General features: G+C 71.5%; 12 protein-coding genes. All 12 read right to left on the minus strand.

The window, feature by feature from the left end; all coding sequences use genetic code 11:
* Nucleotide 1: 1 nt before the first annotated feature.
* Nucleotides 2-709, minus strand: a complete 708-nt coding sequence (locus tag ACFE8Y_RS08150) for an ABC transporter ATP-binding protein (protein ID WP_375463891.1) — start codon at nucleotides 707-709, stop codon at nucleotides 2-4.
* Nucleotides 699-1,430: an ABC transporter ATP-binding protein gene (locus ACFE8Y_RS08155; protein WP_375463892.1), complete on the minus strand. Its 732-nt coding sequence runs from the start codon at nucleotides 1,428-1,430 to the stop codon at nucleotides 699-701. The genes ACFE8Y_RS08150 and ACFE8Y_RS08155 overlap by 11 nt, the downstream gene beginning before the upstream one ends.
* Entirely contained in the window at nucleotides 1,427-2,482 is a 1,056-nt protein-coding gene (locus ACFE8Y_RS08160; RefSeq protein WP_375463893.1) for a branched-chain amino acid ABC transporter permease, read from the minus strand. The genes ACFE8Y_RS08155 and ACFE8Y_RS08160 overlap by 4 nt, the downstream gene beginning before the upstream one ends.
* On the minus strand, nucleotides 2,483-3,361 hold the full coding sequence (locus ACFE8Y_RS08165; protein ID WP_375463894.1) for a branched-chain amino acid ABC transporter permease: 879 nt from the start codon (nucleotides 3,359-3,361) through the stop codon (nucleotides 2,483-2,485). It abuts the gene before it with no gap.
* Between the two features lie 37 nt (nucleotides 3,362-3,398).
* Complete coding sequence (locus ACFE8Y_RS08170; RefSeq protein WP_375463895.1) at nucleotides 3,399-4,646, minus strand: ABC transporter substrate-binding protein; 1,248 nt, start codon at nucleotides 4,644-4,646, stop codon at nucleotides 3,399-3,401.
* A 35-nt stretch (nucleotides 4,647-4,681) separates the two neighbouring features.
* Nucleotides 4,682-5,494 carry a putative hydro-lyase gene (locus tag ACFE8Y_RS08175; protein WP_375463896.1) on the minus strand — a complete coding sequence of 271 codons (813 nt, stop codon included), beginning with the start codon at nucleotides 5,492-5,494 and terminating at the stop codon, nucleotides 4,682-4,684.
* 135 nt (nucleotides 5,495-5,629) lie between these two features.
* Nucleotides 5,630-6,529, minus strand: coding sequence for a LysR family transcriptional regulator (locus tag ACFE8Y_RS08180; protein ID WP_375463897.1), 900 nt, complete (start codon nucleotides 6,527-6,529; stop codon nucleotides 5,630-5,632).
* Between the two features lie 521 nt (nucleotides 6,530-7,050).
* Entirely contained in the window at nucleotides 7,051-8,604 is a 1,554-nt protein-coding gene (locus ACFE8Y_RS08185) for a Do family serine endopeptidase (protein WP_375463898.1), read from the minus strand.
* Between the two features lie 312 nt (nucleotides 8,605-8,916).
* A complete protein-coding gene (locus ACFE8Y_RS08190; RefSeq protein WP_375463899.1) occupies nucleotides 8,917-9,618 on the minus strand; it encodes a DUF2459 domain-containing protein in 702 nt (233 codons plus the stop codon).
* Entirely contained in the window at nucleotides 9,615-12,356 is a 2,742-nt protein-coding gene (locus ACFE8Y_RS08195; protein ID WP_375463900.1) for a valine--tRNA ligase, read from the minus strand. Before ACFE8Y_RS08195 ends, ACFE8Y_RS08190 begins: the two co-directional genes overlap by 4 nt.
* Before the next feature lie 221 nt (nucleotides 12,357-12,577).
* Nucleotides 12,578-13,153 (minus strand): PopZ family protein, encoded by a 576-nt coding sequence (locus ACFE8Y_RS08200; RefSeq protein WP_375463901.1) that lies wholly within the window; start codon nucleotides 13,151-13,153, stop codon nucleotides 12,578-12,580.
* 205 nt (nucleotides 13,154-13,358) lie between these two features.
* On the minus strand, nucleotides 13,359-14,647 hold a 1,289-nt coding region (locus ACFE8Y_RS08205), incomplete at its 5' end, for a TolC family outer membrane protein (protein ID WP_375463902.1).

Genomic DNA, 14,647 nt, shown 5'->3' on the forward strand with positions numbered 1-14,647 from the left:
TTCAGATTCCGAGATAGGCGCGGCGCACCTCGGGGTCGTCGCGGATCTCGGCCGCCGGGCCTGCCAGGATGACCCGGCCGGTCTGGAGCACGTAGGCCCGGTCGGCGATGCCGAGGCTCTCGGAGAGCCGCTGCTCGACGAGCAGCACCGTGACGCCGGTGGCGCGGATCGTCGTCACCGCCGCGAAGATCTCATCGACGAGCTTAGGCATGATCCCCTGCGAGGGCTCGTCGAGCATCAGGAGCCGCGGCCGGGTCATCAGGGCGCGGCCGATCGCCAGCATCTGCTGCTCGCCGCCCGACAGCGTGGCCGCGCGCTGCGGCAGGCGCTCCTTGAGCCGCGGGAACAGCGTGAAGACCTGGTCCAGCGGCGCCTCGCGGTCGGCCCTGGACCGGTGGAGGTAGCTGCCCAGCCGCAGGTTGTCGGCGACCGAGAGCCGCGGGAACAGCCGCTTGTTCTCGGGCACGTAGGCGATGCCGCGGGCGGTGATGAGGTGGCCCGCCAGCCCCTCGATGCGCGCGCCGTCGAAGGTGACGCTGCCCGAGCGCGGGCGCTCCTGCCCGGCGATCGACTTCAGCAGCGTCGACTTGCCGGCGCCGTTGGCGCCCGCGACGACGACGATCTCGCCCTCGGCCACCGCCAGGGAGATGTCCTGGATCGCGAGCAGGCCCTTGTAGGCGGTGGTCAGCCCCTCGACCTCAAGCAGCACGGTGGCGCTCCCCGAGGTAGGCGGTGATCACCGCGTCGTCGCGCACCACCGCGGCCGGCGCGCCTTGCGCCAGCACGGCGCCGAGATGCAGCACCACGGCGCGGTCGACCAGCGGCATCACCACCTCCATCACGTGCTCGACCATGATGACGGTGATGCCGGAGGCCGCGACCTCGCGGATCAGCGCGACGCCGGCCTGCGCCTCGCCGGGCGTCAGCCCGGTCAGCACCTCGTCGAGCAGCAGGAGCCGCGGCCCGGTGGCGAGCGCCCGGGCGACCTCGAGCCGGCGCTTCTCCGGCGGCGTCAGCTCGCCCGCCACCGCCCCCGCGCGGTGGGTGAGGCCGACGCGGTCGAGGGTCTCCAGCGCCGCCCTGCGCGCGGTCGCGGCGGTCGCGTGGCGGGCCAACGCCCCGACGACGACGTTCTCGACGACGTTCATCGAGTCGAACGAGCGCGGCACCTGGAAGGTGCGCGCGATCCCGCGCCGGCAGCGCTCGGCCGCGGGCAAGGCGGTGATGTCGGCCCCCTCGAACAGGATGCGGCCCCGGCTCGGCCGGTAGACCCCCGAGATCAGGTTGAACAGGGTCGACTTGCCGGCCCCGTTCGGCCCGATCAGGCCGAGGATCTCGCCCGCCGCCACGTCGATCGAGACGTCGCGGTTGGCCACGAGGCCGCCAAAGGCGAGCGTGACGTCGTCGATGCGCAGCAGGGGGTCGCTCACGGCGCCGCCTCCGCGCTGCGGGCCGTGCGGGTGCGGCGGAACAGGCTGAGCACCCCCTCGGGCCGGGCGAGCGCCACCACCATCACGAGGAGCCCGTAGAACATCAGGTCGACGCCGCTGCCGGAGCCGCCGAGATAGGACCGGCTGATCTCGGTGAGCGGGATCAGGATCACCGCGCCGACCAGCGCGCCCCACAGCGTGCCGATCCCGCCGAGCACGGCGGGCAGCGCGAACAGCAGCGAGAAGCGGAAGCTCATCACGCTCTCGGGGTCGATGTAGGAGACGTAGGCCGCGTAGAAGCCGCCGCCGACCGCCGTGAGGAAGGCCGAGATCGCGCCGGCCGCCATCTTGGAGCGGAACACCTCGACGCCGAGGCTCTGGGCCGCGACCGCGTCGTCCTTCACCGCGCGCCAGCCGTAGCCCCAGCGCGACTCCTCGATCAGGTAGGTGACGAGCCACGTCACGGCAAAGAGCGCGAGCGCGCAGTGGACGTAGGGGATCTTGTTGCGGGCAAACTGCAGGGTCCACCACGAATCCGGGTTGAACGGCCACTGGATGCCCGTCGCCCCGCCGACGAAGTCCCAGTTGTGGACGAGCAGGAGGCCGATCTCGGCGATGACGATGGTGGCGATCGAGAAGTAGTGGCCGGCCAGCCGGAAGCAGGGATACCCCAAGCCCAGCGCGACCAGCGCCGACAGCGACCCGCCGACCACCATGCCGCCCCAGGGCAGGATGCCGTAGGTCACGAACAGGACGCTCGTCGCGTAGGCGCCGATGCCGAAATACAGCGCGTGGCCGAGCGAGATCTGGCCGCAATAGCCGCCGAGGATGTTCCAGCTCTGCGAGACCGCCGCGTAGAGCAGGGTCAGGATCAGCACGTTCTGGAGGTAGACGTCGGTGACGGCGTAGGGGAGTGCGGCGAGCCCGGCGAGGACGAAGGCCCCGACGATCAGGCTGCGCCGGCGCCCGCCCGAGAACGCCTTGGCGGCGGCCTCGCGCGCCGTCGAGGCCTTCGTCGCGGGCGCGGCTTCCGGCAGGGTCGCGGTGTTCATCTACAGCCTTCCGAACAGGCCCTGCGGGCGGGCGAAGACCACCACGAGGTAGAGGGCGTAGACGCCCACCGACTTCAGCGAGGGCGGCAGCACCAGCGTGGTCATCGCCTCGACGAGGCCGACGACGAGGCCGGCGACCAGGGCGCCGGCGACGCTGCCGAAGCCGCCGAGCGCCACCGTGACGTAGGCGATGAGCGCGAAGGTGCCGCCGACGCCGGGGTGGATGTAGTAGAACACCGCCAGCACCGCGCCGGCGAGGCCGACCAGCGCCGCGCCCAGACCCCAGCCCAGCGCGAAGACCCGGTTGCGGTCGATGCCGACCAGCGCCACCGCGCCCTGGTCCTCGCGGGTCGCCTCCAGCGCGCGGCCGAAGTCGGTGCGGGTCATCAGGAGATGGAGGCCGCCGAACGCCGCCAGCGACACCGCCGCGCCGAAGATCTGCGGCCACGGCAGGAACACGCCGGCAAGGTCGAGGGTGCGCCCGCCGAGCCACGTGTTCTGCACGTTGCGGTAGTCCGGCGTGAACAGGTACTGCGCCGCGCCCTGGAGCAGGATCGCGAGCCCGAAGGTCGCAAAGATCTGCACCATGCCCGGGTTGGCCCTGGCCCGCATGGCGAAGCGGACCACGCCGAGGTAGGCTGTGGCGCCGAAGACGAACATCACGGCGGCCACCAGCGGCATCAGCACGATCGGGTCGAGGCCGGTGGCGAGCACGAGGCCGAAGGTCGCGTACATCGCGACCATCAGGAACTCGCCGTGGGCGAAGTTGACCACGTCCATCAGGCCGAAGATCAGCGAGAGGCCGACCGCGATCAGGGCGTAGAGCAGCCCCGTCAGCAGGCCGCTCGCCAGCACCTGCGCCAGCGCCTGGATCGTCATCGCGAAGCCCTCGGGGTGCTGGGCGGGGCGGCGGGCGTCACGCGTTCATCGGCCAGAGCGGGGCCGCGACGGCGGTGGCCTCGGGAAACACCGTCACGAACTGCGTGCCGACGTACTGCAGCAGGACCGGGTCGGCGAAGGCGTTCTGCCCGCCCTGGTCGAAGGCGACCTTCGACCAGGGCATGAGGGTGCGCGTGCCCGGGATGTCGGTGGCAGCAAGCGCCGCGCGCAGCTTCTCCCCGTCGGTCGAGCCGGCGCGGTCCAGGGCGTCGGCCAGCACGATGAGGCCCATGAGCTGGCGCGAGGTGTTGTCGTTGAGGTCGCGCCCGGCCCGCGCCTTGAACAGCGCGTTGACGGTCGCGATCCAGGCGCGCTTGGCGGTGAGGTCGAGGGAGAAGCTTCCCCGGGTGATCAGGCCCTGGAGGCGGTCGCCGACGGCGTCGTAGACCGACTTCTCGGAGAAGCCCGCGGCCTGGGCGATGATCGCCTTCGGCTTGTAGCCGAGGTCGGCCATGGTCTTGGTGAGCAGGATCGCGTCGGTGGTGTAGCAGGTCGGCAGCAGCACGTCGGCGGCAGCGGTCTTGATCTGCTGCACCTCCGCGGTCAGCGAGGCCGAGTTGGTCCGGTACTTGACGTCGGCGGTGATCTTGTAGCCGCGCTCGGTCGCGAGCTTGCGCTGCACGGTGGAGGAGTCGACGCCGTAGATCGTGTCCTCGAAGAACAGGCCGACCGAGTCGATGGTCTTGCCCTTCTTGCGCAGGCCATCCATGAAATCGAACATCGCTGCGGAGAACATCTCGTCGTTGGCGGCCGGGCGGAAGATGTACTTCAGGCCCTTCCGGGTGAGGCTCGGCGAGGACGAGTCGGCGCACAGGAACGGCACGCCGTAGCGCTCGCAGGTGGCGCTCACCGTGGCCGAGACGCTCGATTGGTAGCAGCCGACGATCGCCGAGACCTTGTCCTGCGTGATCAGCCGCTCGGCCTCGGCGCGGCCCTTCTGCGGGTCGGCCTGGTGGTCGGCGAACACGAGGCGGAGCTTGGCGCCACCGAGCCCCGCGAGCCCCGCGCCCTTGGCGTTGGGCAGGTCGATGTCGGGATGGTCGGCGTTGACGATGTCGAGCGCCGTCTCCAGGGCGTGGCGGGCATCGACGCCGACCTGCCCGCTCGGGCCCGACATGGCGTAGAGCACGCCGACCACCACCTCGCCCGCGGCCGAGGCCGGCCGCAGCCCGAGGCCGGCGAGCGCGAGGGCGCCCCCGGCCAGAACGTTCCGACGATGAACCATGCGCTTGGTCTCCAGGCGTTGAGGGCGGGGACGGCTCAGACCGCGAACTCGGCGTTGAGGCGATCGGTGATCAGCATGCAGCCCGGCGCGTGGGTGATCGCGAAGGCCGGGCGCATCGCCGCGATGATCGATTGCGGGGTGACGCCGCAGGCCCAGAACACCGGGATCTCGTCGGCGCTGATCCGGACGGGATCGCCGTAGTCGGGCCGCGCCAGATCGGCGATGCCGATCATCTCCGGGAAGCCGAGATGCACCGGCGCGCCGTGCACGGCGGGAAAGCGCGCGGTGATCTCCACCGCCCGGATCGCCTGGGCGGGCTTGAGCGGGCGCATCGACACCACCATCGGCCCGGCGAACGGCCCGGCGGGCGCGCAAGGGATGCTGGTCCGGTACATCGGCACCCGGACCCCCATCTCGACGTGGCGCAGCGGCAGGCCGTCCTCCGCCATCGCCGCCTCGAACGAGTACGAGCAGCCGATCACGAAGGCGACGAGGTCGTCGCGCCACAGGTCGGCGACTTCGGTGCGCTCCTCTGCCACCACGCCGTCGCGCCAGACGCGGTAGCCCGGAACGTCCGTGGCGATGTCGAGGTCGAGACCGAGTTCGGGGATCGTCCGCGCGCCGGGCGCCGACTCGCCGATGACCGGGCAGGATTTCGGGTTGCGCGCGGCAAACCGCCGGAAGTCGTCGGCCAGCGCCGTCGGAAACACCGCGAGGTTGCCCTGGACGTAACCGGGGGCGATGCCGCCGGTGGTGCCATGGATCGCGCCGCTGCGGCAGGCGAGGCGGGCGTCGTGCCCGCGCATCGTCGCCGGGTCTTGCGGCCGGAGGATCGCCGAGGCGGCCATCACCAATCCTTCGTCCTGGGGGCCGTGCTCGACCCGGCCGGATCGGGCACGGCGCCACGGTCCCGGGTCGGCATGATCGCATCGCCGGCATGCGTTGGCGAATTATGATTTCGCATCGTTTTGCATAAGGGCAGCTTATGCATCGGCCGGCGCCCAGCCCGCCGCAACCTCTGCGGCAAGGCCGGCGGCGGCGGCGGCAAGCCCGCAATCGGGCGTGTTGGCGTAGGTCGCGGTGAAGCCGATGTCGGGCAGCCGCGCCTCGGTCCGCAGCACCCGCAACTGGCCGGCGTCGATCTCCCGGCGCACCGTGTCGGGGGGAATCACCCCGACGCCGAGGCCCTCCACCGCCATGCGCACGATCGTCGAGAGGGAGGCGTTGCTGTAGAGCCGGGGCGGCGGCAGGTTCGAGCGGGCCAGGAGCTCGTGGAGCTGCACGTAGGGGTTGGTGTTCTTCGGGTAGGTGATGATCGGGTGGCGCACCAGTTCGGCAAGCGTCACCGGTTCCGGACCGAAGGCGAGGCCGGGCGCCGCGATCCAGGCGACGGAGAAGCTGCACAGGGGCCGGTTGACGAGACGCGGCATCGTGATCGGCCCGACCAGCAGGGCGAGGTCGAGGTCGCCCCGCAGCAGCGCGTCGCGCATGATCGGCGACACGTCGACGGCGACATCGACGGCGACGCCCGGGTAGACCTCGCCCATGCGCGCGATGAACCGCATCAGCCACGTGTGGACGATGGTCTCGGAGACGCCCAGGCGCAGCACGCCCGTGGTCGCGGCCGGGCCGGCGATGGCGCCCATCATCTCGGTGCGCAGACGCAGGAAGCGCTCGGCGTAGACCAGGAGTTCGCGGCCCTTGGCGGTGAGCGCCACGGAGCGCGCCTGCCGCTCGAACAGGCTGAGGCCGAACGCCCGCTCCAGGGCCGCGACGCGCTGGGACACCGCCGGCTGGGTCGTGTTCAACCGCTCCGCGGCCCGGCTGAAGCTGCTGAGCGAGGCCGTCCAGTAGAACACTTCGAGGCTTCTCAGGTCCGGCATCGGGCTCCGAACCTGCGGGGCCCGGATTCCGCCGTCGGACGATCCCCTCCCGCCGCGGCACGCCTCAGGGCTCCCACGGCGATCGGTGCTTCGATCCGCAGGCAGTGCTCCTCTCGGACAGTCCGGTCGAACGAAGCACGGATCGCCGTGGGGACCCTTGGCGGAACGGACCAGTCGAGCCACGCCATCGTCCTGCCCGGTCACACCACGGCCCGGCCGGACTCAAGAATCGTTCCACCGCCGACCGGCCTCGGACGCCGCATCGTGTCCCCGGGGCGCGGCGGCCACGGAGAAGGGACCGGAGGCTCGCGCAATCCCCCACATACCCGGTCTCGCGGGTGATGACCCATGAGGTCCGGCCGATGGCTGCCCCCCGCACGCGCAGGGCCCGAGCCTCAACGAGTCATCCCCGTCGAGGCCCGGTATCGCTTCGCGACGCGGCCTGCCGGTGGCCGAAACCCATACCCGCGCCGCACCGCACCGGTGCCGGATCTGGTGGCCGGCGTCGCGCCAAGCCGCGCTCAGCCGTTGTCCTTCGTGAGCGCGATCGCCACGAAGCGGGTCGCGCCCTTGGCGGACTTGACGCGCATCAGCACCGCCTTGCGCCCGCTCGCCTCGGCCGACCGGATCTGCTCGGCGACCTCGGAGGGACGCGAGACGCTCCGGCCGGCGACGTCGAGGATCACGTCGCCCTGCTCGATGCCCTTGGCCGCGGCCGGGCCGTCCGGATCGACCTCGACCACCGCGACGCCAGACTCCGCGAGTCCGACATCGGCGGCCGGCGCGAGGTTGAGGCCGAGACGCGGCTGGCCGCCGGAGCTGTCGCTCCCGCTGCTCGCCGCCACCTTGGTGCCGTCCGTGGGCAGCGCGCCCAGGGTGATCGTGGCCGTGTCCGCCTTCGACCCGCGCAGGTACGCGATCTCGACCTTGGCGCCGGGCTTCAGCCCCGCGATCTTGCGCGACAGCTCACGCGCGTCGTTGATCGGGTTGCCGTTGACCGACTCGATCACGTCGCCGGACTTCAGGCCGGCCTTGGCCGCGGGCGTGCCGTCCTCGGCATGGTCGACGAGCGCCCCCCGGGGCTTGCCCATGCCGAGTCCTTCCGCGATGTCCTGCGTGACGGGCTGAACCTGCACGCCGAGGTAGCCGCGGGCCACCTTGCCGTCGGTGCGGAGCTGATCGACCACCGCCTGCACCGTCTCGGCGGGGATGGCGAAGGCCAGCCCCACGCTGCCGCCGGACGGCGAGGCGATCGCGGTGTTCACGCCCACGACCTCGCCGTTGACGTTGAAGGTCGGGCCGCCGGAATTGCCCTTGTTGATCGGCGCGTCGATCTGCAGGAAGTCGTCGTAGGGACCCGCACCGATGTCGCGGCCGCGGGCCGAGACGATGCCCGCCGTCACCGTGCCGCCGAGGCCGAACGGGTTGCCGATCGCCACCACCCAGTCGCCGACCCGCGGCGCGGCGCGCCCGAACTGCACGTAGGGATAGCTGCCGGATTCCTTGATCTTCAGGAGGGCGATGTCGGTCTTCGAATCCTTGCCGATCACCTTGGCGTCCAGCGTGCGGCCGTCGTCCAGCGTCACCTGCACGGTCCTGGCGTGGTCGACGACGTGGTTGTTGGTCACCACGTAGCCGTCGGCCGAGATGATGAAGCCGGAGCCGACGGCGCCGCGCTGGCCCTGGCGCTGCTGCGGCATGCCGGGCTGGGCGCCGTTCGGCCCACCCTGGCCGAAGCGCTTGAAGAACTCGCGCAGTTGCGGCGGCACGGTCTGGAGGTTGCCACCCGGCTGGCTGCCCGGACCATCCTCGTCATCGCTGGAGGCGGTGTCGTCGAGCTTCACCTTCACCGAGACGACGCCGGGCTTCACCGTGTCGACCACGTCGGCGAACGACCCCGGCGGGTGCTCGGGGGCGGTGATCGGGCTCTTGGGCAGCGCCTGTGCGAAGGCGGGGGTCGTGGGCTGGAGGGAGCCGGAGCCGACCGCGCCGCCGGCCATGAGGGCGGCAACGGCGACGGAGGCGAGCGCGCCGCGGCTGAAGCGGGAAGGCGTGCGGATCTGGGGAACGGACATGCGGGGATCTCCGGAGAGGGGCGGCGTCGCGGCGCCCGTGGACCCTCCTTAACGCCGGGTCCCTGACCCGCCCGTGGCGGCCAGATTACGGTTTCGACAGGTTTCCGTTCTGTTCAGGGAGACGACCGCGTGCGCATGCTTGTCCGGACGGGAGGCAGGTCCCCACACCCTGAGCGGGAGAGGGACAGGATGAGGGATGAGAACTCACCGGAGAGGTTCACGCCCCTCGTCCCAACCTTCCCCCTATGGCAGAAGGGGCCGCGCGGCGTTTCGCGCGATCTCTTCCCTGCCGTTGTGGCAGCCTGTTGAGGGCTACGGCAGCGCCGTCACGCCCGAGCGCCACGCAAGGTCCAGGATCAGCCCGCGCGGCAGCGTGGCGAGCACCGGCGCCACCGGCAGGCCGGCGGCGTTGACGAGCCCTGCCGTCCAGTGGTTGCACACGTTGGTCCAGGAGAAGCGGCCCGCGCCCCGGTAGAACAGGCTCGGCCCGTACAGGCCGGGGCCGACATCGACGGGCCGGCCCGCGTCGAGGGCGAAGCTCGCCTCCAGCCGGGCGACGAGCTTGCGCAGACCGGCGCTCGACACCGGCACGACCACGATCTCCGCCTGCGGGAAGCGCGCGCGGAGATTCGCGTCGAGGCCGACCACCTGCACCACGCCGTCGCTGCCGCCGGGGGTGAACAGGGCCGCGAGCGCCAGCCGCGGGTCGAAGTCGGCGAGCGTCGGCGTCGCCGCGTAGAACCGCGCCTCGCCCCACCCGAACTCGATCGCGGGATAGGCCCGGAACCGCACGGCGACGCCGCGCAGCGCCGGCCCGGCCCCGTCGCCCGTGAGCGCCGCCAGCGGCAGGACGATGCCGCTGTGCCAGCCGTGGCTGACCACGTGGATGGTCTGCGGATCTGCCTCCGTGGGCGGGTAGAGGACCGGATCGCCCGGCCGCGCCGTGAGCACGACGGCGAGGACGAGCGCGACGACGAGGCCGGCGAGCGCCTGGGCTAGCCGGCGCAGGATCACGAATCCTGGTCGGTCAGCCGCGCCAGCGCCTCGCGGAGTTTGGCCAGCCGGTCGGCCTCGGCCTCGCGGCGCTCGCGGCTCTCCTCGATCACCTCCTCGGGGGCGCGGGCGACGAAGTCGGCGTTGCCGAGCTTCCCGTCGAGTTTCCGAATTTCCCCTTCTGCCTTGGCCGCCTCCTTCCGGAGGCGGGCGACCTCGGCCGCGAGATCGACGATGCCTTCGAGCGGCAGCGCCGCGACGCTGCCGCGCACGAGCAACTGCACCGCGTTCCGCGGCGCGATGTCGGAGAATCCGATCTCGGAGAGGCGGGCGAGCCGCACGAGGGTGTCGTGCCATGCCGCGATCCGCGCCCGCACCGCCGGATCGGCGGCCACCAGCACGAGCGGCACCTGCGCGCCGGCCGGCACGCCGGTCTCCGAGCGGGCCGAGCGTACCTCGGAGACGAGATCGACCACGAAGCCGATCTCCGCCTCGGCCTGCGCATCCGCGAGGCCCGACAGGTCCGGCCAGGGGGACAGGGCGAGCAGGCCGCGACCGGGGACGGCCTCGCCCTTGATCGCCCACAGCTCCTCCGTGAGGAACGGCATGAACGGGTGCAGGAGCTTCGCGATCTGGTCGATCAGGAAGGCGATCGACGCTTGCGTCTCGGCCCGCACGGCCGCGTCGACGCCCTCCCCCTGCAGAACCGGCTTGGCGAGTTCGATGGTCCAGTCGCAGAAGATGTTCCAGACGAAGCGGTAGGCAGCCGCCGCCGCGTCGTTGAAGCGGTAGGCCTCCAGCGCCGCGGTGACCTCGGCCACCGCACGCGCGCCCTCGCCGAGCGCCCAGCGGTTCAGCGGCTCCCGGACGGCCTCGGGGCGGAAGCCCGGGTCGAGGGCGCAGCCGTTGAGCTCGGCGAAGCGCGCCGCGTTCCACAGCTTGGTCGCGAAGTTGCGGTATCCCTCGACGCGGGCCGGGCTGAGCTTGATGTCGCGGCCTTGGGCTGCCAGCGCCGCGAGGGTGAAGCGCAGCGCGTCGGCGCCGTACTGATCGATCAGCCCGAGGGGATCGACGACGTTGCCCTTCGACTTCGACATCTTGGCACCCGACGCGTCGCGCACCAGCGTGTGCAGGTAGACGGTGCGGAAGGGCACGTCGTCGGTGACGTGGAGCCCGAGCATCATCATCCGGGCGACCCAGAAGAACAGGATGTCCTTGCCGGTCACCAGCGCGTCGGTCGGGTAGTAGCGGGCGAGCTCCGGCGTCGCCTGAGGCCAGCCCAGCGTCGAGAACGGCCACAGGGCGGAGGAGAACCACGTGTCGAGGACGTCCTCGTCGCGGCGCAGTTCGACCGTCCGCCCGTGCCTGTCCGCCGCCTGCGCGCGGGCGTCCGCCTCGCCGGCCGCCACGTAGATGCCGCCGTCGGCATCGTACCAGACCGGGATCTGGTGCCCCCACCAGAGCTGGCGCGAGATGCACCACGGCTCGATGTTCGTGAGCCACTGGAAGAACGTCTTCTCGGCGTTCTCGGGCACGAACCGGGTGCGGCCGTCGCGCACCGCACCGAGCGCGCGCTCGGCCAGGGGCTTGACGTTCACGTACCACTGATCGGTGAGGTAGGGTTCGATGACGACGCCGGAGCGGTCGCCGTGCGGCACGGCGTGGGTGTTCGCCTCGATCGTGCGCAGGCGGCCGGCGGCCTCCATCAGCGCGACGACCTGCTTGCGGGCGGCGAACCGGTCGAGGCCGTGCAGCGCCAGCGCCGCCGGCTCGGGGACCGCGTCAGCCAGGAAGTCACTGTTGCCGTCGAGCGCGATGCGCGCCTCGGCATCGAGGACGTTGATCGGCCGGCAGCCGTGGCGCTTTCCCACCTCGAAATCGTTGAAGTCGTGCGCCGGCGTGATCTTGACCGCGCCGGTGCCCTTTTCGGGGTCCGAGTATTCATCGGCGACGATGGGGATCAGCCGGCCGACCAGCGGCAGGCGCACGCGCTGGCCGACGAGCGCCGCGTAGCGCGCGTCCTCCGGGTGGACCGCCACCGCGGTGTCGCCGAGCAGGGTCTCGGGGCGCGTCGTCGCGACGGTGATGACCGCCCCGGTCTCGGCGCCGTCATCATCGACCACCGGATAGTCGAAGTGCCAGAGATGGCCCTTCACCTCGACCTGCTGCACTTCGAGGTCGGAGATCGCGGTCTGGAACTTCGGGTCCCAGTTCACGAGGCGCTTGTCGCGGTAGATCAATCCCTCGGCGTGCAAATCGACGAACACCTTCGTCACGGCGCGGACCATCGGGTCGTCGGGCGCCCCGCGGGTGCCCATGGTGAAGCGCTCGCGCGACCAGTCGCAGGAGGCGCCCAACCGCTTCAACTGATCGACGATCGCGCCGCCCGATTCCGCCTTCCAGGCCCAGACCTTCTCCAGGAACGCCGCGCGGCCGATCGTGCGCCGGCCGGGCTCCTGCGCCTCCGCCATGCGGCGCTCGACCACCATCTGCGTGGCGATGCCGGCATGGTCCATGCCGGGCTGCCACAGCACGTCGCGCCCGCGCATGCGCTCGAACCGGGCGAGGATGTCCTGAAGCGTGTTGTTGAGGGCGTGGCCGATGTGGAGCGAGCCGGTGACGTTCGGCGGCGGGATCATGATGCAGTAGGGCTCGGCGCCCGCGCGGTCGGGCCGCCCGGCGCGGAACGCGTCGGCCTGCTCCCAGGCGGCGCTGGCGCGCGCCTCGGCGGCGGCGGGATCGAAGGTCTTGTCCATCATCGGGGCGTGGGGCCAATCGTACGGGGCGGCGTCGCGATGGCCCGCTTTCAACCCGTCGGGCCCGTGGCGTCAACACGGGAGGGCGCTCGACCCAGCTTCGGGCAAGCCTCCCGCGCGATGAAGCTCGCCAGCGGCGGCGCGGCCGCCGTGCGGAGCCAGCGCCCGCGACCGACGATCATCCCGCGCGAGCGACGGCCCCGCGGCGGCCTGACCCCGAAGCCTCAGCGCCCGCGCGAGACCCGCTCGATCTCGGCGCGCACGAGGCGCTCGACCATCACCGGCAGGTTGTCGTCGAGCCACGCCTTCAGCAGCGGCTTGAGCATGTCCTGGACGAGATCCTCCAGGCTGCGCGCATTCTTGCTGGACACCGTGTGGGCGAGCAGGTTGAAGGCGCCGTTGACGCTGGCGCCTGCGGCCGACGAGATCAGAGGCTCGGCCTCTGGGACGGGCGCTGCCGGCTCGGGCGCGGCCGGACGGGGCGGAGGGGCAGGCTCCGGCTCGATGGCGTCGAAATCGATCGCATCGAAATCCAGGGCGTCGATGTCCAGCGGTGCCGGCTTCGGGGCAGCTTTGGATGCCGGGGCGCGCTCACGGACCACGGGCTCGACCATATCGGCAAGGTCGAGCACCTCGTCGTTCTGGAGCGCGGGCGCCCGGGCCGGGGGCGCCGGCTCGGCCGGCTTCACGGCCTGGTCGTCGGCGATGATCCGCCGGATCGAGGCCAGGATCTCCTCCATGGACGGCTCGTGTGCCTTCTCGGCGGCCTTGTCCTGAATCTTGGGGCTCGCTGCACTCATCCGGACGGCGCTCGGGAAGGGAGAACGGGACTTTATCGGCGGTTCGCAGCAGTATTCCACGCGAAATCGCGGCGACAAGCGCGTTCGAAGCACAGTCCCGCGGGAAAATGGCTCTGCGGCCACGCTTATCCGTGACAACCACGCGGAGCGGTCGAAACCCGGAGTCGCCGCGCCGACCGGACGCCGTCGCCGCGGCAGGGCCGGCTCAGCGCCCGTCGGGGGAGCGCACGCCGTACCAGAGGTCCTTGACCTGATCGTAGTGGGTCTTGGCGCTGTAGGCGGCCACCGGCACCGCCGTGTAGCGCACGGTCAGCCGGCCGACCGCCTGGACCACGCCGTAGGAGTAGATCACCCGGTCGCGCTGGGCGGTGATGAGCGTCACCCGGGAGTTCAGGAGCTCCTGCTGCGCGTTCAGCACGTCGAGGGTGGTGCGCTGGCCGACGCGGGCCTCCTCGCGCACGCCGTTCAGGGCCACCTCGTTGGCCTGGACCTGCGCCTGGGCGGCGATCACCTGCGCCTTGGCGGCCTCCAGCCGCCCCCAGAAGTCGACGACCTGCGCCCGGATCTGGTCGCGGACCTGATCGGCCTGGATGCGGGTCTGGCCGACGATCTCCTTCTGCTGGCGGATCTGCGCGTATTCCTGCCCGCCCTGGTAGAGCGGGATCGTCACGCGCCCGACGATCGAGGCGGTGACGCCGTTGGAGTTGGCGAGTTGCTGGTCGTAGCGCTGGTTGACCTGCCCCTGGAGGCTCACCTGCGGGTAGAGCGCACCCTCCAGCACCTTGACCTGCGCCTCGGCCGAATCGACCGCATGGAGTGCCGAGAGGATCTGCGGGTGCTCCTGGAGGCCGATGGCGATGGCGGCGTCGAGGGTGGCGGGCACGTAGCGGTCGAGCGGGCGGCCGGGGGCGAGCTGGCGCGGCTCGACGCCGATGTTCTGGCGGTAGACGCCGATGCTGGTGCGCAGCGCCGATTCCGCGGCGCTCACCTGCGAGCGGGCTCCGGCGAGCCGCGCCTCGGCCTGCGCCACGTCGGTGCGGGTGACCTCGCCGACGTTGAAGCGGTCGCGGGTCTGACGGAGCTGCTCCTCCAGCACCTCGACGTTGTTGCGGTTCAATTCGAGCGTCGCGGTGTTGCTCAGGACGTTCATGTAGGCCTGGACGCCGGCATACAGCACCGACATCTCGGTGAAGCGCAGGGTCTCGCGCTGGCTGTAGACGTTCGACTCGGCCCGGCGGGTGTTGTTGTCGGTCTGGAACCCGTTGAACAGGGTCTGGTTCACGGTGAGGCCGGCGCCCCCCGGCGTCGTCGTCTGCCGAACTTGCTGGCCCATGATCCGGCCTTCGAAGTACTGGCTTCCGACGTCGGCCTCGATGCTCGCGGTCGGCCGGTAGCCGGACTTGGCGATGGCGACGGTCTCGTCCGTCGAGCGGACGCCGGCCCGGCTCGCGTTGAGCTGCGGGTTGCCGCCGTAGGCCTTGGCGAGCGCGGATT

The sequence above is a fragment of the uncultured Methylobacterium sp. genome, from assembly GCF_964242245.1.
In the GTDB taxonomy this organism is placed as follows: domain Bacteria; phylum Pseudomonadota; class Alphaproteobacteria; order Rhizobiales; family Beijerinckiaceae; genus Methylobacterium.

Coding starts and splice junctions, on each gene's coding strand:
- ACFE8Y_RS08165 (WP_375463894.1), bottom strand. CDS start 3,361: ATGACGATCCAGGCGCTGGCGCAGGTGCTGGCGAGCGGCCTGCTGACG.
- ACFE8Y_RS08175 (WP_375463896.1), bottom strand. CDS start 5,494: ATGGCCGCCTCGGCGATCCTCCGGCCGCAAGACCCGGCGACGATGCGC.
- ACFE8Y_RS08200 (WP_375463901.1), bottom strand. CDS start 13,153: ATGAGTGCAGCGAGCCCCAAGATTCAGGACAAGGCCGCCGAGAAGGCA.
- ACFE8Y_RS08185 (WP_375463898.1), bottom strand. CDS start 8,604: ATGTCCGTTCCCCAGATCCGCACGCCTTCCCGCTTCAGCCGCGGCGCG.
- ACFE8Y_RS08160 (WP_375463893.1), bottom strand. CDS start 2,482: ATGAACACCGCGACCCTGCCGGAAGCCGCGCCCGCGACGAAGGCCTCG.
- ACFE8Y_RS08195 (WP_375463900.1), bottom strand. CDS start 12,356: ATGATGGACAAGACCTTCGATCCCGCCGCCGCCGAGGCGCGCGCCAGC.
- ACFE8Y_RS08180 (WP_375463897.1), bottom strand. CDS start 6,529: ATGCCGGACCTGAGAAGCCTCGAAGTGTTCTACTGGACGGCCTCGCTC.
- ACFE8Y_RS08170 (WP_375463895.1), bottom strand. CDS start 4,646: ATGGTTCATCGTCGGAACGTTCTGGCCGGGGGCGCCCTCGCGCTCGCC.